This is a genomic window from Variovorax ginsengisoli (assembly GCF_030486595.1).
Lineage (GTDB): Bacteria > Pseudomonadota > Gammaproteobacteria > Burkholderiales > Burkholderiaceae_C > Variovorax > Variovorax ginsengisoli_B.
This window is the reverse complement of record NZ_JAUJZH010000046.1, coordinates 17,683-38,244: the sequence shown is the minus strand read 5'-3', so window position 1 is coordinate 38,244 and position 20,562 is coordinate 17,683. Positions and strand designations below refer to the sequence as shown.

The following is a 20,562-nucleotide window of genomic DNA, read 5'->3' as shown; positions in this document are numbered from 1 at the left end:
ATCAATTGGCACCGACGCGTCGGCGTGAATTGGTACTTTATTCATTGGCCTGAATGCGTAGTCTTGGTGCCACTCGAAGGGCCATGTCGGCCCATCCCGGGAGCACACCATGTCCACGACCCTGACCCCCTACTTGAGCTTTGGCGGCAACACCCGCGAGGTCTTCGCCTTCTACGAGAAGGCGCTCGGCGCCAAGATCGAAGCGATGATGAGCTACGACGACATGCCCGCATCACCCGCGGGCGCCGACGGCTGCGGCGACGGCCCGCGCCCCACCGGCACCAGCATCATGCATGCCTGCCTGGCGCTGCCCGGTGGCGCGAAGCTGTTCGCCGGAGACGTGCCGCCCGGCATGCCGTACGACGGCGTGAAGGGCGCAATGCTGGCCCTCCAGTACGACACCGTCGACCAGGCGCACGGTGCCTTCCACGCGCTGTCGCAGGGCGGTCAGGTGACGATGCCACTGGCGCCGGCGTTCTGGGCCAAGACCTTCGGCATGCTCACTGATCGCTTCGGCGTGTGCTGGGGTGTAAATGGGGAGTCCATTGCATTCGGATGAGCACAAGACGTTCGAGGCTTGCATCACCAACATTCGGGCCAAGACCGGCAAGGACCCGAAGGGCTTCTTCGATGAGGCCGTCCGCAGCGGCGTTTTGCATCCTGAGACGAAGAGATGCAGTTCGTCGCGCGAGAGGCGATCTCGGTCAGGCGCAGGCGGCCGTTTTCGGGAAGGCCAATGCCTCGACGCCGCGGAAGCCACAAAGACGCGCTTGCTGGTCGATATAGAATCCACCGCTTCCTGAAATGCCCAGGTGGCGGAATTGGTAGACGCACTAGTTTCAGGTACTAGCGAGTAACATCGTGGGGGTTCGAGTCCCTTCCTGGGCACCAGAGCACTGATGAAGCCGATCAACATCGCGTTGGCCGGCTTTGTTTTTTGCAGCTGGCAGATGAAGAGCGCATGGCTGAGAAGCGGGCGTACGTTCGGGTTCTAATGCGAGCCATGAGTACGACCTACCGCATGCCCGGGGCAGTTTTGACCGAGCGCGAGCACTCGGTTCCGTTGGTTCACGGCGACCCGCTGCGTGGCACGATCAGCGTTTTCACGCGCGAGCTTGCTGCCCCAGACGGTCTTGATCGCCCCTATCTCGTGTTCCTGCAGGGCGGTCCAGGCTTCGAGGCCGCCCGCCCGACGAGCCCGCCCTCCGGGTGGATGGCGCGTGTCCTTGCGGACTTCCGGGTCCTGCTGCTTGACCAGCGGGGCACAGGGCGCTCCACGCCCGTCGGGCCAGTCATTCCAGGGGCGGCGCCTGCCGATCAGGCCGAGTACCTCACGCATTTCCGCGCCGACTCGATCGTGCGCGACCTCGAACTGATCCGTGCTGAACTCAGCGTCGACTGCTGGAGTCTGCTCGGTCAGAGCTTCGGCGGATTCACCTCGCTCGCCTATCTGTCGCTGGCGCCCGAGGGCCTGCGGGAGGTATTGATCACCGGCGGCCTCGCGCCGATCACGAATCGGCCGGTCGACGAGGTCTACGCGGCGACGTGGGCGCGCGTGCGCGAAGCGAACCAGCGCTATCACATTCGGTCGGCCTGGTCGCGGGCCAGCAAGTGCTACGCTAGATGTTCAACGCGCCAGGCACGATCTGCGTGGAGGCGCGACGCACTCGAATGGCCTTGATCGGAAGTTCGCAGCGGCCGCCCGCACATGGGGAGAACATCCAACTCGGATTCTTCCCTCCCTTCGAGCCCGATGAGTTCCTCCAAGGTTGTCTCACTTGGTTACCCAAAAAAATCAACAGCTTGCGAGCGCCGTTTTCAAAGTTGCACCGGTGGGGTTTCAAAGTTCCGTCGGCGCAGGCGCAGGGAGCATCCACCGGCCGCATCCGGGCTCCATTGCCTTCCGCTGTAGGCCCGGTTTGGGCTCGTTGCAGCCAGTCGCCATTGTCAGACCAGTGACAAGTATGGAGGCAAGAGCGATCTTCCGAAGAGCATCCGTGAGCACTGCGGGCGCCGCCGGCCCCGAATATCTGACCCCCAAGTTCCACGATGTACGGTTCAGGGCCGTCGCGTCGTCAGCGCGCGCAGTTCTTCCAGGAGTTTGATCGAAGGACCAGGCAACATGCCGGCCCTTCGACGAAAAGCGGTCAGGGTTCTCTTGTCGCTCGCACCAGGTATCTCCAGGGCGTCGATGAGTCCGGCCTTGCACTCGGCGTCGTACATGGGCTCGGGCATCCAGCCAAGGAAGCCCGAGCGACCAATCAAGCTCTTGAGTGCGGTCACGGAGCGGGTTTCGACCACGACATTGGGCAACGCCAGGTTCTGTCGGGCAAACACCTTCTTCATGTGCTCGAAAGGTCCGGTCCCCTTCGGCAGGATGGCCCAACGCTCTTTCAGTGTGTCGGCGAGTGTGAGCTTTGGCTTCTTGCGCAGCGGATGGCGCCGGCCCGCAACAAGTCGTGACGACGCTCAACCGCGAAATCAACAAGGCACTCGCCACGCCAGCCGTCATCGAGAGGCTGGCTCTGCTCGGAGCGGATCCCCTGCCTGGCAGTCCAGAGCAGTTCAATAGCCTGTTGGTCTCGGAAACTTCGCGTTGGACGGCCGTGATCAAGAGGCTGGGGCTGAAGAGCGAGTGAGAGGGGTGCCAGCTTTCGGGAAGCGGGCATGTCCAAGGAGCGCCTCTCCCTCATTCGCCGGATCGTGCTCGTCTCGGCTTGCAGAGGGACCACACCATCCATGTTCGCGACCTTGGTGAATCCGCCGATGCGCGAATGGCACTTCGACCCGACGCACGGAACGGCAGATATCCGCGTGCGGATTCAACCGGTCGATGCTGGCGGGCGAGCGTGTCTCCAGACATGGCTAACTGTCGGTCGCCGGCTTGGCCAGCAATCCCTCCAACGTCTGCTCACGCACTTCTGAGGCAAAAAGGGGCAGCTCGCCGCAATCGAGCTGCCCCTCTCAGTTTTCGTCTACGTCAGCATGACCGAGCCTTTCGAAAAAAATAGGCGACGCTCCGCGATTTCGCAAGTCTTGTTCGTTTTCGGCGGCGCGTATCCATGCGCGGTCAGCGCATGGCTTCCAGCGCATGTGAATCGCTCAAGCGGCCTGTGCTGCTCCTCCCTCCACGTCATGCCTTGGCGGCGCCAACATCGCTACGATCGATAGGTGGGCGGAGTCTCGACCTCTTTGACGAGCATGCGGCCCTGCTCGATGTTTGCAGAAGAAATTGCCTTCAACTCTAAGTTTGTCAAAGAAATTGCCTTGACTGCTGGCAGGAAATCTCTTTGACTCCCGCGTCTGACTGCACCGACTTCTCTGGAGAGGTAATTCCTTGGACCGATGCCGAATGTCGAACGAATTACTAGAACTACATCCGACGGCCTGTCGTCGCCGGTGAATCCCATCCGTTGCTGGAGCACGCCCCCTGAAATCCGCTGAAAAAATGCCGCCGCCGAAGGTGTCCAAGGCCTTGATGCCGTTGCAACGCGACCACGCGCTGCTCGATCCCGGCCAGCTGTCAGGGATGGCCGAAGAAGCCGCGCACGACCTGATGGCCGAGGGCGAATCGGACAACACCCGGTTGGCCTACCGCGCCCGCCATGCGCTACTGGGCCGCCTGGTTCGGCGCGCGCTACGGGCGGCAGATGGCGCTGCCGGTTGCCGTCCCTGTGGTCGTTCAGTTCATCGTCGACCATGCGCAGCGCTCGACCAAGGCGGGCCTCAAAGGGGGTCTGACGCACCAGTTGCCGCCCGAGATCGACCAGGCGCTGGTGGAAGCCGGTTTCAAGGGAAAACTCGGGGCGCCAGCGCTGAACACCCTGATGCACCGGATCTCGGTGCTCTCGATGGCGCACCACGTGTCCAACCAGCTCAATCCATGCGTGGACCCCGCGGTCAAGGCGCTGCTGAGCAAGACAAGAAAAGCCTATTCGAAGCGCAACGCCCTGCCCCATAAGCAACGTGCGCTGACCAAGGAGCCGCTGGAAGCGGTTTTGGAAACCTGCGACGACTCGCTGAAGGGAAAGCCCCTCCTCCTCTTCGCCTGGGCCTCGGGCGGGCGCCGGCGCTCCGAGGTGTCCGAGGCCGTATTCGAGAACCTGCACCGCGGCGATGCAGGCGCCTATCTGTACACCCTGGCGAGCTCGAAGACGAACCACAACGGGAAGATCCGCCCGGAAGATGTGAAGCCGGTGGTGGGATCGGCCGCCGTGGCGCTCGAGGCCTGGCTCAAAGCCAGCGGCATCAACTCGGGCCCCCTCTTCCGACGCATCCTCAAGAACGGCAAGCTAGGCACGGACGGGCTCTCCGGGACGGGGCGGTGCGGGACATCGTGAAGGCGCGGTGTGCGCTCGCAGGGGTGGGAGACGATTTCTCGGCGCACTCGCTGCGGTCGGGGTTCGTGACCGAGGCGGGTCGGCAGAACATGCCGCAGGAGACGATGGCGATGACCGGTCATAGAAGCACGGACACCGTTGCGGGGTACTTCCGCACTGGAGCCGCCCAGGTCAGCGCGGTGGCGAGGATGATGGACTCGGGCAAGCAGAAGTCCGGCAAAGCTTGAGCGGCGCTATGTGCCCGGAGATGTCCGGTGTTCAACGCCGAAGCTGGCGGAGCCAAGCGTCGGCAGAGACGTTAGACCGATAATCGAATCAGTTCATTTGTGCGCGCCATCGGGCCTCGCAGCGTCTAGGCTGGGAAGCAAGAGCCGTTCGGCGCGAACGCCAACCGATGGTGACAAACATGAGCATTCCAGTCGAATTGCAAAACCTGGCGGAGGTCATGACGCGGTACCGCTTTGCCTACCTGTTGACGGCCAGCGCGCATGGCGCCCCGCATGCGGTCGCAGTGGTGCCGAGGCTGGAAGGTAGCGTATTGGTGATTGACGGCATCGGCCGCCGCACACGTGACAACCTGATCCAGCAGCCCGCCGTCGGGCTCATCTGGCCGCCGCGGGAAGAGTCCGATTACTCCCTGATCGTCGACGGGCAAGCAGCCCCGGATGGCGAACTCCTGCGGGTCACGCCGAGCCGAGCGGTGCTGCATCGACCCGCGCGCCGACCCGACCCGACCGAACAGGGGGCCTGCGGATCGGATTGCGTAGAACTGAAGGTGCCAACCGTTGCTACAAGCGTCGGCCTCCCCTGATTCCGTTGCCGCCGCAGCGCCGTTCGCCGCGGGCACGGTCCATCGATGCAACTCCAGCCGCGACGGCTCCAGCCTCGAACTCGGATAGCGGGCCTGCAAGAAGGGGTGCTCGTACTTTCAGTCCGGAATGACACGGTCTTCCCGGAAATCTTCTCTGAAATCAGTGACTTGCGAATCCGGTCTATGCGCGAAAACTAGTCAACGTGCAACTCCTTGTCGCACAACGACTTTTCGACTCGAAGCGCAGTGATTTGCAAGAAAAGTACGATCACCCCTACCCGGAGTGGCTGTTCGGCAACTTCAACCGTTCCGCTATCCGCGCGATCGTTCGCGGTTCGAGGCACGGCCTGGAGCGCACCGGTCCGGCCGGATTGGCAACACGCGGCGCACCTTGTTCCGACGAGGCTGGCGCGACAAACCGCGTTCCATCATCATCATCTCTTCGCCCTAATGCAGGTCGAGGTCGACACAAAGGCGATCAGAACCTTCGGTGAATTCACTCGACTTGCATCGTCGCGCGGCCTGAGCCGCACGATCATCAGTCCCACCGCTTCTGGGTCGCGATGATGCCCAGCGGATACCCGCGCCGATCCAGCGACTGGCGCAGGACGATCCGGCTGGCGAAGCGCTCGATGCCGATGTCGTCTTCCAGCATCTGTTCCATCAGCTCCTGAAAATAGCCCACGCCGGGCGCCACGATCTTCAGCAGGTAGTCGTAGCCGCCGCTGACGTTGTAGCACTCGACGATCTCCTCGTACTTCCCGGCAGCTGCCTCGAATTTGCGGAAATCATCTGGTCGGTGGCTGCTGATGGTGACCTCCGAGAACACGATGACGTACTCCCCCAGCTTTTCCAGCGCGATGTCGGCGCTGTAGCCCCGGATCAGTCCGGTCTCCTGCAGCCGCTTGGTGCGCAGAAGACACGGGCTGGGGCTGAGGCCTATCGACTCGGCCAGATCGACGTTCGAGCAGCGCCCCTCGCGCTGCAGATGCACCATGATCTTGAGGTCGAACCGGTCGAACGAAACTGCTGATCTCATGGGGCGATCGTTCTGTCAAGTCGATTCCGGCGACTAGCGCCGCGCCTGGGTGAGCGATTCGTCGAGGGCCTCGATCACCATGCCGGCCTGCCCCGCCGAGAGCACCAGCGGCGGACGGATCTTGAGCACGTTGTGTCCCTGGGCGCAGGCGCTGAGCAGCACGCCTTTGTCGCGCATCAGGTTGACCACCCGGCTGGTGAGGCCGCGGTCCGGCGCCCGCGTCGTCCGGTCCGACACGAGCTCGACGCCGACGAAGAGCCCTGCCCCCCGTACGTCGCCGATGGCCTCGTGCTTCGCGACGAGCCCGGCGATGCCGTCGAGCAGCACCTTGCCGATCTTGGCTGCATGTGGCACCAGTCGGTCCCGTTCAATGGTCTCCAGCACTGCCAGGGCCGCTGCGCACGAGACCGTGTTGCCGGCGAAGGTGTTGAAGTAGCGGGACTTCTTGCCGAATTCTGCCAGCGCGTCGGCTGTCGCGAGGAGGCCCGCGATCGGCTGGCCATTGCCCATCGGCTTGCCCAGGGTGACGATGTCGGGAACGAGGCCGTGGCGCTGAAAGCCCCACATGTGCTCGCCGGTCCGGCCGAAGCCGGGCTGCACCTCGTCGGCGATGAACAGGCCGCCAACGCGCTCGATCGCCTCGACCGCTCCCTTGAGGAAGCCCGCAGGCTCGGGCAGGATGCCGTCGCTGGTGAAAAGCGAATCGACGATCAAGGCTGCTGGCTTGATGCCGTGGCGCTGCAGGTCGGCGATGGCCGCCTCGACGTCGCGCGTGAAGCGCTCGCCGAGGTCCGCGCCTTCGGCGTGGTACTTGCACGGCGCCGGCACCAGGCGAACGTGCGGACCGAGGTCGACGCTCACGCCCAGCGACGGCGAGAACTGCGACACGGCGTCGGTGATGCCGTGGTAGGCCGTGTCGGTGACGATCACACCCGTACCGCCGGTGCGCACCTTGGCGATGCGATAGGCCAGGTCATTGGCCTCACTGCCGGTGCAAGTCAGCATCAGGTGGGCCAGGTCGGTGCCGGGCACGCTGGCGAGCAGGCGCTCGGCCAGTTCGAGGATGGTGTCGTGCAGGTAGCGCGTGTTGGTCGCGAGCGTGTTCACCTGGCGGCAGATCGCCTCGGTCACCGCAGGGTGGCAGTGACCGAGCGAGGTGACGTTGTTGTAGACGTCGAGGTAGCGGCGGCCTTGCGGGTCGATCAACCAAACGCCATCACCCCGAACGATGTGCAGCGGGTGTTCGTACATCAGCCGGTAGGCCGGGCCGAGTAGCGCATTGCGCCGCTCGATCATGGCCTCGGTGGCGGGCCCGACGTTGGCACGGCCTGGGATGTAGGCGTTGACCATGTTGAAGTCAGCGGTGGCTTTCATGAGAAGGTTCCGTTTCGTTTTGGGGTCAATAAGCGGTCGCGCGCGTCGTGGCGGGAGAGGTCTGCCATCTGCGACAGCGCCTCCCAGGCCGCGGGGTTGTGGCGCATGATGTAGGCGCGGTTTTCTGGGTAGCGTAGGGCGCGCCACTCCGAGATCAACGCCGTGATGAGGTGGCGCGTCGCCATGAGGTCGGCGACGACGTCCTGCTCCAGCTCGGTCAGCGGCAGGACGGCCTGGTAGGCGCCGACGAACTGCGCCGGTCCCTCGAACGGGTCGGCGCTGCCGGTCATGTGGAAGGCGGCAGCCGTCGCCACCTCGCCGACCAGTGGCGCATGCAGCATGTCGCCGAAGTCGATGATGCCGGTGATGCGCGCCTGGTCGTTCGGCGCGACCAGCACGTTGTAGAGGTGGTAGTCATTGTGGATCACCTGCGCCCTCAACGACGCGAGGCGGGGCAGCACATGGTCGGTGAAGCGTGTCATGAACGACTGGGCCAGCGCGCGGCGTGGTTCTTCGACCAGGCTGTCGAACTGCACGGTCAGACGGTGCGCGGCCGACACGTTCCACAGCAGGTCGTGCGTGGCCGCAGGGTGAGTGAAGCCTTGCAGGGCGAGGTCCAGTTCGGCGAGCCCCTTGCCCATCGCCGCGCGCTGAGCGGCGGTGCGCGGTGTCTCCCGGATCTGGATGCCTTCCAGGTAGCTCAGCATGCGCACGGTGGTGCGGGTGCCGTCGGCGAGCTCCACGGTGTCACGCAGGCGGCCGTCCAGCGTCCGCACGACGCGGGGGACCGGCTGGCTGGGCGACGTGCGGGCGATGTGCTCAAGGGCGGCGAGCTGGAAATCCACCAGCGACAACGGCTCGGAGGGGTTGCTGATCTTGAACACGTAGCGCGTACCGTCAGCGGACTCCACGGCGCAATTCTGGTCGCGCTCGCCAGCCAGCGACTTCACACTGCCGTCGATCCCATAGAGGCACGCCACGAGCGCCTGCACCTCGGCTGGCGCCAGGTCGGGCGCTGCCGTGCTCAGCGCAGCGGCCTCGCTTGGGTGGACCTCAGGCGTCGCGCCCTGAGGTCCCAGGTGGGGGTCAAGCATGAGCATCAGAGTCCGAGCAGTGCAGGAAGCTGACGAATGTCAGTCAAGCGGCTCACGCCGTATTCGGTCGACGTAGGCTCGTGACCCCGGTCGATGAAGGCTTTGGCCATGAAGCCCAGGTCGGACGCCGTCATCAGGTCATATCGGAAGCTCGACGAGACATGCATCATCTGGACGGGCCCGCAGCCGAGCTGGTCGAACATGTATTCGAAGGCTTGCATGCGTGGCTTGTACGCGCGTGCTTCCTCGGCCGTGTAGACCGCGTGGAAAGGGGCCTTCAGGTGTGCGACGCTGTGAGGGATGAGGTCGACCATCGAGTTCGACAGGATCACCAGCGGCACGTGCGGTGCGATCGCCTCCAGCACCTCGACCACGTTCGGGTGCGGCTGCCAGGTCGGCACCGCGTCGTATAGAGAGCGCGTATCCGATGCCAGGCATTCGATGCCGTGCGCCTTGCAGGCACGTTGGATCGAGTTCCCCACTACGTCGTAAAAGGGCTTCCAGTCGCCCAGTACCTCGTCGAGGCGATAGGCCTTGAAACTGTTCAGGAAGGCCGACATCCGGTCGGCCGACACGCGGTCCCTGAACAGGACTTTTGCCGTTGGGCCCATCTCGAAGTTGATGAGCGTTCCATAGCAATCGAAGCTGATGAATTTTGGTTTGAATATCATGGGATGACCCGCTGCGTTGAGATGGAATAAGTCTAGGGTCGCTCCCCTTTCAGGAGATGCCATATCGCAGTGAAACCCGAGCAGTTTCTTTGTCAATCTGCAGGGGGCTTGGCATTTTTGAGTGGTGCTATTCGCGAATGCCAGATGAGCGTGGCCGGATCGAAATGAATAGAGCACTCCGACACCTTCGGCGGATGCCTTCCAAGCCGCCGCACATGGTTTAGCGCTTGGCGAACATTGGCGCGGTGAAGGGACACCCAGCGCTGGAAGCACGAATCGGCATCCGGCTGATCGACCGTCCCAGCCGAAGGATGGTCCTCCCCGATGAAGGCGATCTGGTCGCATCGCACGGGGCGATCGTGCCCGGCGGCAGGAACCTCCCAGCTTTGCAAGCACCGCTTGAGCCGTCGGCTGCCAGATCGGAAGCGACGAGCGCGTACGCGCGCCTTGAGCTCCAAGCTGATGGGCTTGGCCATGCAGTCGTCGGCGCCATTGTCCAGGCTCCTGACGCCCTCCTCCGCGCTATCTGCCTCGGTGAGCACAAGCACCGGAAAGTGCGACCGCGGGCACGCAGGCGCTTGAGGATCTCGAGGCCGTGCGGAGCCAATGGCGCGGCGGCTCGAGCTCGATCCGCCTTGGCCGGGACATGGCGCGCAGCATGATCGCAACGCCTCAATGAAGCTTCACGTGCGGTTCGGTGCGCCGCGTGATGAGCCGGGCGAGCGTGTCGAGCGAGACCTTGACCACGCCGTGCAGCGCGAGCTCGTGCATCTTGTAGAGCGACATGTACATCAGCCGCGCGAAGGCGCCTTCGATCATCAGACTGCCGCCGATCAGGCCGCCCATCATGTTGCCGACCGTGCTGTACTCGCCGAGCGAGACCAGCGAGCCGAAGTCGCGGTAGCGGTAGGGCTTGAGCGCCTTGCCCGCCAGGCGCCGGCGGATCTGCGCCGCGACGTGCGAGGCCTGCTGGTGCGCTGCCTGCGCGCGCGGCGGCACCAAACCGCCCTTGCCGCCGTTGGCCTCGGGCCAATCGCAGGCCGCGCAGTCGCCGATGGCGAAGATGTCGGCGTCCCGCGTGGTCTGCAGGGTCGGCAGCACTGCGAGCTGGTTGCTGCGGTTGGTTTCGAGTCCCGCAATGTCCTTCATGAAATCCGCCGCCTTCACGCCCGCGGCCCACACCACCAGCTCGGCCGGCAGCGTGCGGCCATCGGCCAGGCGCACGCCCTCGGGCAGCACCTCGGCCACCTTGGCCGAGGTGTGTACGTCCACGCCCAGCTTGCGCAGCAGCGCCTCGGTGGCCGCCGACATGCGCGGCGGCAGCGCGGGCAGGACGCGATCGGCGGCATCGATCACGCTGACCTGGATATCCTTCTCGGCGTCCACGCGATCGAGCCCGTAGGCCACGACCTCGCGCGTGGTGCGATGCAGCTCGGCGGCCAGCTCCACGCCGGTGGCGCCCGCGCCGATGATCGCCACGTGCAGCTGCTCGGGTCTGAGCGGCGTGGTCTGCGCATGCGCGCGGATGCAGGCGTTGACCATCCGCTGGTGAAAGCGCTGCGCATCCGCCTTCGACTCGAGCCGCAGCGCATGCTCGCGCACGCCGGGTGTGCCGAAGTCGTTGCTGAGGCTGCCGATGGCGACCACCAGCGTGTCGTAGCCGAAGGCGCGCGCAGGCGTGACCAGGCGGCCCTCGTCGTCCAGGTAAGCCGCGACATGCACCTCGCGCCTTTCGCGGTCGATGCCGGTGAGCTCACCGAGCTGAAATCGGAAGCGGTGCCAGTGCGCCTGCGCGAGGTAGTCAACCTCGTGTGCGCCCATGTCCATGCTGCCCGACGCGATCTCGTGCAGCTTGGGCTTCCACACATGGGTACGGTGCATGTCGACGAGCGTGATGTTCGCCACGCCGCGCAAGACCCGCATATCGCGGAGGCGCGTGGCCAGTTCCAGCCCGCCGGCGCCGCCGCCCACGATGACGACTCGGTGCTTGGACAAAGGGCTGTTCATGGTTGACTGCTCGTACACGCGCGGGGGCGCTTCAGTGCGGCTGGGCCGCGACGAGCGATGAGTCCGCCAGGCACGGCCACTTCGTGGAGGCGCACCAGCACTCCAGGCCGTGACCGAGCGCTCCTACAGCTGCCCCTGGCACAGGTACTTGATGTGCAGATAGTCATCGAGACCGTGCACCGAGCCCTCGCGACCGTAGCCAGAGGCCTTGACGCCGCCGAAGGGGGCAGCCTCCGCCGCGAGCGCGCCTTCGTTGATACCGACGATGCCTGTCTCCAGCGCCCCGGCCACGCGCCAGATGCGGCGCACGTCCTGCGAGTAGAAGTACGCCGCCAGGCCAAAGGGCGTGTCGTTGGCCGCCGCGATCACCTCGGCCTCGCTGTCGAAGCGCGTGATCGGCACCACCGGCCCGAAGGTCTCCTCGCAGCTGCACGCCATGCTGGAGTCGGCGTTCACCAGCACCGTGGGCGCGTAATAGTTCGGGCCCAGATCGACAAGACGCCTTCCGCCGGCGAGCACTTTGGCGCCCTTGGCGACCGCGTCCTGTACGTGGCGCTCGATCTTCTCGACCGCGCGGGCATTGATCATCGGACCGATCTGCGAGGCTGTGTCGCTAGCCGGGCCTACCTGGAGCGCGCCGACGCGCCCGGCCAGCTTGTCGGCGAAGGCGTCATGCAGACGTTCGTGCACGAACACGCGGTTGGGGGAGACGCAGGTCTGCCCGCCGTTGCGGAACTTGGCCGCCATCAGGCCTTCGACGGCCGCATCGATGTCGGCGTCCTCGAAGACGATGAAAGGCGCATTGCCGCCGAGCTCGAGCGAGAGCTTCTTCAGTGTGTCAGCCGACCGGCGCGCCAGGTGCTGGCCTACCGGCGTGGAGCCGGTGAAGGTGATCTTGCGCACGCGCGGGTCGTCCAGCCACACATCCACCACTTCGGGCGTGCGCTCGCGCGAGGCGGTGACGATGTTGATGACGCCCGGGGGCACGCCGGCCTCCTGAGCGAGCTTGACGAGCGCAAGCGAAGTGAGCGGCGTGTCCTCGGCCGGCTTGAACACCACGGTGCAGCCGGCGGCGAGGGCCGGCGCGATCTTTCGCGCAATCATGGCAGCCGGGAAGTTCCACGGCGTGATGGCGGCGACCACGCCGACCGGCTCCTTCAGCGCGAACATGCGCCGGCCCGGCACCGGAGCGGGAATGATGTCGCCGTTGGCGCGCGTCGCCTCCTCGGCGAACCACTCGATGTAGCTGGCGGCATAGGCCACCTCGCCGCGGCCCTCGGCCAACGGCTTGCCCTGTTCGCGCGAGATCAGCCGGCCCAGATCCTCCTGGTGCGCCAACACCAGGTCGTTCCAGCGTTTGATGATCTGGGCGCGCTGCTTGGCCGGCACGGCGCGCCACGCCGGAAAGGCGGCATGCGCGGCGTCGACGGCCGCGTGCGCATCGGCCGCGCTACCGTCGGGCACGCTCGCGAAGACGGCGTCGGTGGCAGGGTCGCTCACATCAAGGCGGCGCGCATCGCTCGCGTCACGCCATTCGGCGCCGATCAACTGGCGTCCGGGCATCAGGTCCTGGCGTTCGAGGGTCAGTGTCATGGTGTTTGTCATTCAGGGGTTGTCAGTTTGCGGCCACGCGCTCGGCGATGGCCATGCCGAGCTCGGTGGTGGATGCCGTGCCGCCGAGGTCGCGCGTGTGTGGGCCCTCGCGCAACACCGCCTCGATGGCGCCGAGGATCGCGTCGTGCGCGGCGCGGCCCGCGCCCTGGCCTTGGGTGAGAAAGTCCAGCATCAGCGCGCCCGACCAAATCATGGCGATGGGATTGGCAATGTTCTGGCCGTAGATGTCCGGTGCCGAGCCGTGCACAGGCTCGAACAGCGACGGGAACTTGCGCTCGGGGTTGAGGTTGGCCGACGGCGCCAGTCCGATGGTGCCGGTGGTCGCGGGCCCCAGGTCGGACAGGATGTCGCCGAACAGGTTGCTCGCCACCACCACGTCGAAGCGCGTCGGCTGCAGCACGAAACGCGCCGACAGGATGTCGATGTGCTGCTTGTCGACCTTCACGTCGGGGTAGTCCTGGCCGATCGCGTCGGCGCGCCCGTCCCACCAAGGCATGCTGATCGCGATGCCGTTGCTCTTTGTGGCCACCGTCAGGTGTTTTCTCTTGCGCGCCTGCGCGAGTTCGTAGGCGTACTTCAGCACGCGGTCGGTGCCGTGGCGCGAGAAGACCGATTCCTGGATCACGATCTCGCGCTCGGTGCCTTCGTACATCACGCCGCCGAGCGAGGTGTATTCGCCCTCGGTGTTCTCGCGCACCACGAGGTAGTCGATGTCACCGGGCTGGCGGCCGGCCAGCGGGCACGGCACGCCTTCGAACAGGCGCACCGGGCGCAGGTTGATGTACTGGTCGAACTCGCGGCGGAACTTGAGCAGCGAGCCCCACAGCGACACGTGGTCGGGCACGGTTGCGGGCCAGCCGACGGCGCCGAAGTACAGCGCGTCGACGCCCTTCAGCTCCGCCTTCCAGTCGTCCGGCATCATCTGGCCGTGCTCGGCGTGGTAATCGCAGCTGGCCCAGTCGATGACGCGGCAGTCGAGCTCGAAGCCAAAGCGCGCCGCTGCGGCTTGCACCACGCGCAGGCCCTCGGGCATCACTTCCTTGCCGATGCCGTCGCCGGCGATCAGCGCGATGCGGAAGGTGGGGGTCATTTCGGTTTTCCTCATGTTGCTCCCGCCGCCGTGCGGTCCATGTCGTCGAGCCAGCCCTGGCGCAGTTCGGGAACCGATCGGGCCAGCAGTTCGTAGTAGGGGTGGTGCGGCCCGCGCTCGTAGTCGCGGCGTGCCACCTGCGCCAGCTTGCGGCCATGCTGCATCACCACGATCTCGTCGCACACCGCGCGCACCGTGTGCAGGTCGTGGCTGATGAACAAGTAGGACACGCCGAGCTCGCGCCGCAGCTCGGCCAGCAGTTCGAGCACCGCCGCGGCGACCACGGTGTCGAGCGCGGAGGTCACCTCGTCGCAGAGGATCAGGTCGGGGTCGGCCGCGAGCGCGCGCGCGAGGTTCACGCGCTGCTTCTGCCCGCCCGAGAGGCCGCCCGGCAGGCGCCCGGCGACCGTCTGCGGCAACTTCACGAGATCCAGCAATTCGCGGATGCGGCGCTTGAGCGGCTCGCCGCGCAGGCCCTTGTAGAACTGGAGCGGCCGCGCCAGGATGCGCTCGATGGTCTGCGACGGGTTCAGCGCCGTGTCGGCCATCTGGAACACGATCTGGATGCGGCGCAGCTCGTCCCGGTCGCGCTGCTGCAGCGTCGGCTTGAGTTCGTGGCCGCGGAACAGCACGCTGCCGTGGCTGGGCTTGATCAGGCCGGCCACGGCCCGCGCCAGCGTGGTCTTGCCGGAGCCGGACTCGCCGATCACGCCGATCGCCTGGCCGCGGTGGAGCTTGAGGTCGATGTCCTGCAGGATCGGCGTCGCTGGACGTCCCTGCGCATCCACGGGACCGTAGCCAGCCGAGAGCTGCTGCACATGGAGCAACAACTCGGGATCGTCGTTGGCTGCCTTGGCCGACGCGCGCGGCACCGGCCGCGCCGCGGCCAGCAGGCACTTCGTGTAATCGTCCTCCGGTGCCGAGAGAATCTGCCCGGTCGCGTTCAGCTCGCGCATCTTTCCGTCGCGCAGCACCAGGATATGGTCCGCCATCTGCGCCACCACGGCCAGGTCGTGGCTCACATACACCGCGGTGGCGCGGCGATCGCGCACCACGCGGCGGAAGGCGCGCAGCACCTCGATCTGCGTCGTCACGTCGAGCGCGGTGGTCGGCTCGTCGAGGATCACGAGCTCGGGGTCGCCGATCAGTGCCATGGCGGCCATCAGCCGCTGCAACTGGCCGCCGGAGACCTGGTGCGGATAGCGATCGCCGATGGTCTCCGGATCGGGCAGTGCCAGCTCGCGAAACAGCTGCACGGCCCTCGCCTCGGCCTCGGCCCGCTTGCACAGGCCGTGAATGACGGTCGGCTCGATCACTTGGTCCATGATCGTGCGCGAGGGATTGAAGGAGGCGGCCGCGCTCTGCGCGATGTAGGAAACCGTGCGGCCGCGCAGCGCGCGCTGCCGAGGCGCATCGAGCACCAGCACGTCGGTGTCGCCGATCTGCACGCGGCCCGCCGAGATGCGGCAGCCGTGGCGCGCATAGCCCATCAGTGCCAGCGCGGTGGTGGTCTTGCCGGAACCCGACTCGCCGATCAGCGCCAGCACCTCGCCGGGCTGCACGGAGAAGCTCAGGTTGTCGACCAGCGTGTTCGCGCCGGCCGAGATGCTGAGGCCCTGGACAATGAGTGGTGCGCCCATCAGCGTGCTCCTCGTTCCCGGGCGGTGCGGCCCGGCAGGTTGTCGATGACGAGGTTGACCGCGATGGTCAGGCTCGCGATGGCCAGCGCCGGCACGATCACCGAGGCCCCGCCCATGGCCAGGGCGCCAATGTTCTCGCGCACCAGCGAGCCCCAGTCGGCTGCAGGCGGCTGAATGCCCAGGCCGAGGAAGCTCAGGCTGGCCAGCAGCAGCACGACGTAGACGAAGCGCAGGCCGAGGTCGGCCAGCATCGGCCCCAGGATGTTGGGCAGGATCTCGCGCAGCATGATGTACAGCGTGCCTTCGCCGCGGGTGCGCGCCACGGTCACGTAGTCGAGCGCATTGATGTTGACGGCCAGCGAGCGCGCCATGCGGTAGGCGCCCGGCACGTAGATGATGCCCGCCGTGACCACCAGCATCGGCACCGAGGAGCCGAAGCCCGCCACCATGATGAGCGCGAACATCTTGCTCGGGATCGCGGTCAGCGTGTCCAGGCCGCGACTCAGCACCGCATCGATCCAGCGGCCGCTGGCCGCGGCCAGCAGCGCCAGCGTGATGCCGGTACCGCTGGCCAGCACGGTGGCCAGCAGCGCGACGCCGATCGTGTAGCGCGCCCCCTCGATGATGAGCGCCAGCATGTCGCGGCCGAGGTAGTCGGTCCCCAGCCAGTGCGCCGCGCTGATCGGCGCGAAGACGTTCGAGGTGCCCGTGGCCGCCGTGCCGTGCGAGAGTAGCCAGGGGCCGAGCAGCGCCGCGAGCAGCCAGAACAGCAGCACCGCGAGGCCCAGGAGCCCGGATGGCCCGAAGCCGGCGAGCCAGCGCAGAGGGCCGCTCCGGCGATCTGGCAACGCTGCCGCCAGGGAAGCCGTGGCGCTCACGACTGTTGCAGGGGTGGTCGTTTCCATGGTGCGTTCCTCAACGGTGCCGCAGCCGCGGGTTGGCGACGATGCCGCAGATGTCGGCCGTCGTCACCAGGATCAGGTAAGCGCAGCAGAAGATCATGGCGCAGGTCTGCACCAGCGGCATGTCGCGCTGCGAGACCCCGTCGACCATCAGCTTGGCAATGCCGGGGTAGTTGAAGATGGTCTCGACGATGATCACGCCGCCCAGCAGGTACGACAGGCTCAGCGCCACGGCGTTGGCGATCGGTCCCACCGCATTGGGCAGCGCATGCGCCAGCACCATGCGTATCGGCGAGGCGCCTTTGAGCCGCACCATCTCGATGTAAGGCGCCTCGAGCTGGTCGATGACAGCCGCGCGGGTCATGCGCATCATCTGTGCGACGATCACGCAGCACAGCACCATCACCGGCATGGCAAAGGCGCGCAGCATCTGCCCGATCGACTCGATGTCGTTCACGAAGGACAGCGCCGGCAGCCACCGCAGCTTGACGGCGAACACCAGCACCGCCAGCGTCGCGACCAGGAATTCCGGTACCGACACCACGCCAACGGCCGTCGTCGAGACCGCCCGGTCGAACCAGGAGCCGCGCCAGACCGCCGAGGCGATGCCGAGTGCCAGTGCGATCGGCACGGAGAACAGCGCGGTCACCGCAGCCAGCAACAGAGAGTTGGGCAGGCGGCTGGCGACCAGCTCGGCCACCGGCATCTGCGTGGTGGCCGAGAGGCCGGGATCGCCCTTCACCATGCCGAGCAGCCACTTCGCGTAGCGCTGGGGCGCCGGCACGTCCAGACCCATCTGGGCTCGCAGCGCCGCAACTGCCTCCGGCGTGGCGTCCTGGCCTAGTTGCTCCTGCGCCGCATCGCCCGGCAGTACCGCCGTGATCGAGAAGACGATGACCGACACTGCGAGCAGCGAAAGCAACGCCAACGCGATGCGCTGGCCGAGGAGCTTCAGAATCACGTGGTTCATGGGGAATCCTCCGGCGCTTGCAGATCAGGCCTCGAGCCAGACGTTCTCGGCAAAGTTGTAGCCCATGAGGCCGCCCAGGGGGATCGGCGCCAGACCCTTGAGCTTGGAAGTGTGGCCGTCGATGCTGGCGAGAAACAGCGGGATGCCGATGCCGGCATCCTGGTGAATCATGGTCTGCATGTCGGCGTACATCTGCTTGCGCTTGGCCAGGTCCGTCTCGGCGCGCGACGCCAGCAGCAACTGATCGAACTTCTCGCTCTTCCAGCGCGACTCGTTCCACGCCGCTCCCGACTGGAAGAACTGCGTCAGCAGCACGTCGGCGCTCGGGCGCGGGTTCACATTGCCGAAGCCGACTTGGCTGTTGAGCCAGTGGTTCGACCAGTAGCCGTCGGCCGGCATGCGCTTGATGTCGATTTCCAGCCCGGCGCGCTGGGCCGTCTGCTGCAGCAACAGCGCCATCTCCACCGAGTACAGCGCCGCGGGCGATGCCACCATCGGCACCTTGCCCGTAACGCCGGACTTCTGCAGGTGGAACTTTGCCTTGTCAAGGTCGAAGGGCCGCTGCGGCAGGCCGGCAAAATGAAAGCGGTTGGTCGGATCGATCGGCTGGTCGTTGCCGACCACGGCGTAGTCGAGCGCGATGGTTTTCTTCATTTGCTCGCGGTCGAAGAGGTACTTCATCCCAAGCACGAAATCCGGGTTGGCGCCGGGACCTACGTCCTTGCGCATCACGAGGTCTGAGTACTGACCGGACTGGGTAACGAAGATCCCAAAGCCGGGCGTACCCTTCACGCGCTCGACCGAGCGCGGATTGACCGACCCCACCAGGTCCATTCCGCCTGACAGCAGCGCGTTGACGCGTGCGGTTTCGTCGCCAATGCCGACGAATTCGATCTCGTCGAGGTAGGGCTTGCCGGGCTTCCAGTAGGCGTCGTTGCGCACCATCAGCGAGCGCACGCCGGGCTTGAACTCCTTGAGCTTGTAGGGGCCGGTGCCGATGCCGGCGTTGAAGTCGGTGGTGCCTTCCTTGACGATTTGGAAGTGGGAGGTGCCGAGGATGACCGGCAGGTCGGCGTTCGGGGCGCTGAGCACGAAGGTCACTTCGTTGGGGCCGGTGGCCTTGGCGCTGTCGATCTGGTCGGCGAGCACCTTGGCCTTGGAAGCGGTGGCCGGGTCCCTGTGGCGCATCACCGAGAACACGACGTCGGCCGGCGACAGCGCCTTGCCGTCGTGGAAGGTGACGCCCTTGCGGAGCGTGAAAACCCAGGTCTTGGCATCCTTGGTGGTGAACGATTCGGCGAGCGCGGGCTGCGGCGTCAGGCTGCCGTCCAGCGATGTCAACCCGTTGTAGATCATGTTGCAGCGCGAGTAGTCGGTCTGATTCGACTGCTTGGCCGGGTCGAGCGTGTCGGTGGCGGCGGCAGTGGCGCCTGCGACGCGGATGCGGCCGCCCTTCTTCGGCGTCTGCGCATGGGCGCTCATCGCCGCGCCTGCGATGCCACCGGCCAGCGTGGCCTGCATGCCGCCCGCCATCAGCATCGCGAGGATGTCGCGCCGCGTGGCGCCGCGCTTGAGCGACTCCATCACGCGAAGGCTCTCGGCGGGACCGACGAGCTTCTCGAAGCTCGTGTTGCTGGTGCTGTTCATGGGGTTGCTCCTCTTGGTGGATCGATGAAGAAAGGTGGTAGCTAGGGCGCTCAGGCCAGCCTGTCCTTGAGCGTGTAGTAAAGGCCGATCGCCGGCAGGAACCACGGCGGGCCGAAGTGGCCAGGGATGGCAGGCCAGTCGCGGCCTTGCCAGGGGTTGGCAAGCGCATCGCCGCCCATCACGGCCGCCATCCGCTGGCCCATGTGGACCGACATCTGTGTGCCATGGCCGCTGTAGCCCATCGCGTAGTAGAGGCCCTCGCGCTCGCCGGCGTGGGGCAGACGGTCCTGCGTCATGTCGACCAGGCCGCCCCAGCAGTAGTCCAGCCGCACGGCGCCGAGCTGCGGGAAAATCTGGGCCAGCCCGGCGCGCAGGATCTCGCCGCTGGCGGCATCCGACTGCGGGCTGGAGATCGCGAAGCGCGCACGCCCGCCGAACACCAGCCGGTGGTCCGGGGTGAGCCGGAAGTAGTGGTGGATGTTGGCCACCGTGGTGTAAGTACGCCGTGCGGCCAGCAGGGCCTGCGCGCGCTCGGCGCCCAGTGGCTCGGTGACCACGATGAAGCTTCCGATCGGCACGATACGCCGGCGCAGCCAGCCGAAGCTGCCGTAGCCGCCGTGGCGCGTCGCCCCGGTGGCCAGCAGCACCTGCTGTGCGGCGACGGTGCCGCGGCCGGTGTGCAGCTTGTGCGCGTGGCCCTGGCCCAGGCGTTCGATGCGCTGCACGTTCGTGCCGGTGTGGATTTGCGCACCGCTGCGCTCGGCCGCCGCTGCCAACCCTTGGGCGAAGCGGCCCATGTGCATCTGCCCGCTGCGCTTGTAGAGCAGGCCACCGTGGAACTGGTCGCTCTGCACTTCGGCGCGTACGGTAGCCGCGTCGAGCACCTGGACATCGGTGTCAACGCCGTCACCGATCAGGCGCTCGGCGCTACGCTCCAGTGCGTCCATCTGGCTCGGCCGCGTGGCGAGCTTGAGCTTTCCGTGGCGCAGGAAGTCGCAGGCGATAGCCTCCTCGCGCACAATCCGCTCAACCGTGTCCACGGCTTCGTCGTAGGCGTGGTACCAGCCTCGGGCGCGCTCGACGCCGACCTTGGCGGCCACTTCAGCGTAGTCCTGGGCGAGCCCATTGTTGACATGCCCGCCGTTGCGCCCCGAGGCTTCGGCCGCTACGCGCTCGCCGGCCTCCAGCACCGCCACCTTGGCGCCGCGCCTCGTCAGCGCCAGCGCCGCCGAGAGGCCGGTGAAGCCGCCGCCCACGATGGCGACATCCACCTGCGCCGGCAGCTCGCACGAGCGCGAGACGAAGGCGGGCGCCGAATCGGTCCAATAGGATTCAAGCTTCATGGCGTGCGGTGCTTGCAACG

Annotated in this window: 18 protein-coding genes, 1 tRNA gene and 2 pseudogenes; 7 read left to right on the top strand and 14 right to left on the bottom strand. The window is 66.2% G+C overall.

What is annotated here, in order from left to right; all coding sequences use genetic code 11:
* The first annotated feature begins 109 nt into the window (after positions 1–109).
* The 3 genes from QZH52_RS36250 to QZH52_RS36240 all read left to right on the top strand — a co-directional run bounded on the left by QZH52_RS36250 (position 110) and on the right by QZH52_RS36240 (position 1,681).
* Positions 110–559 (top strand): VOC family protein, encoded by a 450-nt coding sequence (locus tag QZH52_RS36250; protein WP_301816139.1) that lies wholly within the window; start codon positions 110–112, stop codon positions 557–559.
* 247 nt (positions 560–806) lie between these two features.
* A tRNA-Leu gene (locus tag QZH52_RS36245) sits at positions 807–891 on the top strand.
* 112 nt (positions 892–1,003) lie between these two features.
* Complete coding sequence (locus tag QZH52_RS36240) at positions 1,004–1,681, top strand: alpha/beta fold hydrolase (RefSeq protein WP_301816138.1); 678 nt, start codon at positions 1,004–1,006, stop codon at positions 1,679–1,681.
* Between the two features lie 377 nt (positions 1,682–2,058).
* On the opposite strand, the pseudogene QZH52_RS36235 reads toward QZH52_RS36240, so the two are convergent.
* Positions 2,059–2,445 (bottom strand): annotated as a pseudogene (locus tag QZH52_RS36235) (LysR substrate-binding domain-containing protein); the annotation flags it as partial.
* A gap of 14 nt (positions 2,446–2,459) precedes the next feature.
* Here QZH52_RS36235 and QZH52_RS36230 point away from each other — a divergent pair.
* From QZH52_RS36230 to QZH52_RS36215, 4 genes are all read left to right on the top strand, one after another.
* Positions 2,460–2,639 (top strand): tripartite tricarboxylate transporter substrate-binding protein, encoded by a 180-nt coding sequence (locus QZH52_RS36230; protein ID WP_301816137.1) that lies wholly within the window; start codon positions 2,460–2,462, stop codon positions 2,637–2,639.
* A gap of 28 nt (positions 2,640–2,667) precedes the next feature.
* Positions 2,668–2,925: a hypothetical protein gene (locus QZH52_RS36225; protein WP_301816136.1), complete on the top strand. Its 258-nt coding sequence runs from the start codon at positions 2,668–2,670 to the stop codon at positions 2,923–2,925.
* 680 nt (positions 2,926–3,605) lie between these two features.
* Positions 3,606–4,340, top strand: coding sequence for a site-specific integrase (locus QZH52_RS36220; RefSeq protein ID WP_366919366.1), 735 nt, complete (start codon positions 3,606–3,608; stop codon positions 4,338–4,340).
* A 406-nt stretch (positions 4,341–4,746) separates the two neighbouring features.
* Positions 4,747–5,151, top strand: a complete 405-nt coding sequence (locus QZH52_RS36215) for a hypothetical protein (protein ID WP_301816135.1) — start codon at positions 4,747–4,749, stop codon at positions 5,149–5,151.
* 538 nt (positions 5,152–5,689) lie between these two features.
* Here the strand turns inward: QZH52_RS36215 and QZH52_RS36210 are convergent.
* The 13 genes and pseudogenes from QZH52_RS36210 to QZH52_RS36150 form a co-directional block, all read right to left on the bottom strand.
* Positions 5,690–6,190: an Lrp/AsnC family transcriptional regulator gene (locus tag QZH52_RS36210; protein ID WP_301816134.1), complete on the bottom strand. Its 501-nt coding sequence runs from the start codon at positions 6,188–6,190 to the stop codon at positions 5,690–5,692.
* Between the two features lie 33 nt (positions 6,191–6,223).
* A complete protein-coding gene (locus tag QZH52_RS36205; protein ID WP_301816133.1) occupies positions 6,224–7,564 on the bottom strand; it encodes an aspartate aminotransferase family protein in 1,341 nt (446 codons plus the stop codon).
* Positions 7,561–8,658 (bottom strand): phosphotransferase, encoded by a 1,098-nt coding sequence (locus QZH52_RS36200; RefSeq protein ID WP_301816132.1) that lies wholly within the window; start codon positions 8,656–8,658, stop codon positions 7,561–7,563. Before QZH52_RS36200 ends, QZH52_RS36205 begins: the two co-directional genes overlap by 4 nt.
* Before the next feature lie 5 nt (positions 8,659–8,663).
* A complete protein-coding gene (locus tag QZH52_RS36195; protein ID WP_301816146.1) occupies positions 8,664–9,329 on the bottom strand; it encodes a haloacid dehalogenase type II in 666 nt (221 codons plus the stop codon).
* A gap of 431 nt (positions 9,330–9,760) precedes the next feature.
* A pseudogene (locus tag QZH52_RS36190) lies at positions 9,761–9,927 on the bottom strand (response regulator); the annotation flags it as partial.
* Positions 9,928–10,001: 74 nt separating this feature from the next.
* Entirely contained in the window at positions 10,002–11,336 is a 1,335-nt protein-coding gene (locus QZH52_RS36185) for an NAD(P)/FAD-dependent oxidoreductase (RefSeq protein ID WP_301816131.1), read from the bottom strand.
* Positions 11,337–11,459: 123 nt separating this feature from the next.
* Entirely contained in the window at positions 11,460–12,929 is a 1,470-nt protein-coding gene (locus tag QZH52_RS36180) for an NAD-dependent succinate-semialdehyde dehydrogenase (protein WP_301816130.1), read from the bottom strand.
* A gap of 22 nt (positions 12,930–12,951) precedes the next feature.
* Positions 12,952–14,040 (bottom strand): tartrate dehydrogenase, encoded by a 1,089-nt coding sequence (locus QZH52_RS36175; RefSeq protein WP_286538549.1) that lies wholly within the window; start codon positions 14,038–14,040, stop codon positions 12,952–12,954.
* A gap of 11 nt (positions 14,041–14,051) precedes the next feature.
* Positions 14,052–15,680, bottom strand: a complete 1,629-nt coding sequence (locus QZH52_RS36170) for an ABC transporter ATP-binding protein (protein ID WP_301816129.1) — start codon at positions 15,678–15,680, stop codon at positions 14,052–14,054.
* Positions 15,680–16,585: an ABC transporter permease gene (locus QZH52_RS36165; protein ID WP_301816128.1), complete on the bottom strand. Its 906-nt coding sequence runs from the start codon at positions 16,583–16,585 to the stop codon at positions 15,680–15,682. The genes QZH52_RS36170 and QZH52_RS36165 overlap by 1 nt, the downstream gene beginning before the upstream one ends.
* Positions 16,586–16,595: 10 nt before the next feature.
* A complete protein-coding gene (locus tag QZH52_RS36160) occupies positions 16,596–17,552 on the bottom strand; it encodes an ABC transporter permease (RefSeq protein ID WP_301816127.1) in 957 nt (318 codons plus the stop codon).
* Between the two features lie 24 nt (positions 17,553–17,576).
* Positions 17,577–19,199, bottom strand: a complete 1,623-nt coding sequence (locus tag QZH52_RS36155; RefSeq protein WP_301816126.1) for an ABC transporter substrate-binding protein — start codon at positions 19,197–19,199, stop codon at positions 17,577–17,579.
* A 50-nt stretch (positions 19,200–19,249) separates the two neighbouring features.
* Complete coding sequence (locus tag QZH52_RS36150) at positions 19,250–20,542, bottom strand: NAD(P)/FAD-dependent oxidoreductase (protein WP_301816125.1); 1,293 nt, start codon at positions 20,540–20,542, stop codon at positions 19,250–19,252.
* Positions 20,543–20,562 lie beyond the last annotated feature (20 nt).

What these genes read in the sequence shown, in the direction of transcription:
- QZH52_RS36220 (WP_366919366.1), top strand. Translation starts at nt 3,606, where the DNA reads ATGCGCTACTGGGCCGCCTGGTTCGGCGCGCGCTACGGGCGGCAGATG.
- QZH52_RS36225 (WP_301816136.1), top strand. Translation starts at nt 2,668, where the DNA reads ATGTCCAAGGAGCGCCTCTCCCTCATTCGCCGGATCGTGCTCGTCTCG.
- QZH52_RS36240 (WP_301816138.1), top strand. Translation starts at nt 1,004, where the DNA reads ATGAGTACGACCTACCGCATGCCCGGGGCAGTTTTGACCGAGCGCGAG.
- QZH52_RS36165 (WP_301816128.1), bottom strand. Translation starts at nt 16,585, where the DNA reads ATGGAAACGACCACCCCTGCAACAGTCGTGAGCGCCACGGCTTCCCTG.
- QZH52_RS36180 (WP_301816130.1), bottom strand. Translation starts at nt 12,929, where the DNA reads ATGACACTGACCCTCGAACGCCAGGACCTGATGCCCGGACGCCAGTTG.
- QZH52_RS36195 (WP_301816146.1), bottom strand. Translation starts at nt 9,329, where the DNA reads ATGATATTCAAACCAAAATTCATCAGCTTCGATTGCTATGGAACGCTC.
- QZH52_RS36150 (WP_301816125.1), bottom strand. Translation starts at nt 20,542, where the DNA reads ATGAAGCTTGAATCCTATTGGACCGATTCGGCGCCCGCCTTCGTCTCG.
- QZH52_RS36205 (WP_301816133.1), bottom strand. Translation starts at nt 7,564, where the DNA reads ATGAAAGCCACCGCTGACTTCAACATGGTCAACGCCTACATCCCAGGC.
- QZH52_RS36215 (WP_301816135.1), top strand. Translation starts at nt 4,747, where the DNA reads ATGAGCATTCCAGTCGAATTGCAAAACCTGGCGGAGGTCATGACGCGG.
- QZH52_RS36185 (WP_301816131.1), bottom strand. Translation starts at nt 11,336, where the DNA reads ATGAACAGCCCTTTGTCCAAGCACCGAGTCGTCATCGTGGGCGGCGGC.
- QZH52_RS36210 (WP_301816134.1), bottom strand. Translation starts at nt 6,190, where the DNA reads ATGAGATCAGCAGTTTCGTTCGACCGGTTCGACCTCAAGATCATGGTG.
- QZH52_RS36160 (WP_301816127.1), bottom strand. Translation starts at nt 17,552, where the DNA reads ATGAACCACGTGATTCTGAAGCTCCTCGGCCAGCGCATCGCGTTGGCG.
- QZH52_RS36155 (WP_301816126.1), bottom strand. Translation starts at nt 19,199, where the DNA reads ATGAACAGCACCAGCAACACGAGCTTCGAGAAGCTCGTCGGTCCCGCC.
- QZH52_RS36170 (WP_301816129.1), bottom strand. Translation starts at nt 15,680, where the DNA reads ATGGGCGCACCACTCATTGTCCAGGGCCTCAGCATCTCGGCCGGCGCG.
- QZH52_RS36250 (WP_301816139.1), top strand. Translation starts at nt 110, where the DNA reads ATGTCCACGACCCTGACCCCCTACTTGAGCTTTGGCGGCAACACCCGC.
- QZH52_RS36175 (WP_286538549.1), bottom strand. Translation starts at nt 14,040, where the DNA reads ATGACCCCCACCTTCCGCATCGCGCTGATCGCCGGCGACGGCATCGGC.
- QZH52_RS36200 (WP_301816132.1), bottom strand. Translation starts at nt 8,658, where the DNA reads ATGCTTGACCCCCACCTGGGACCTCAGGGCGCGACGCCTGAGGTCCAC.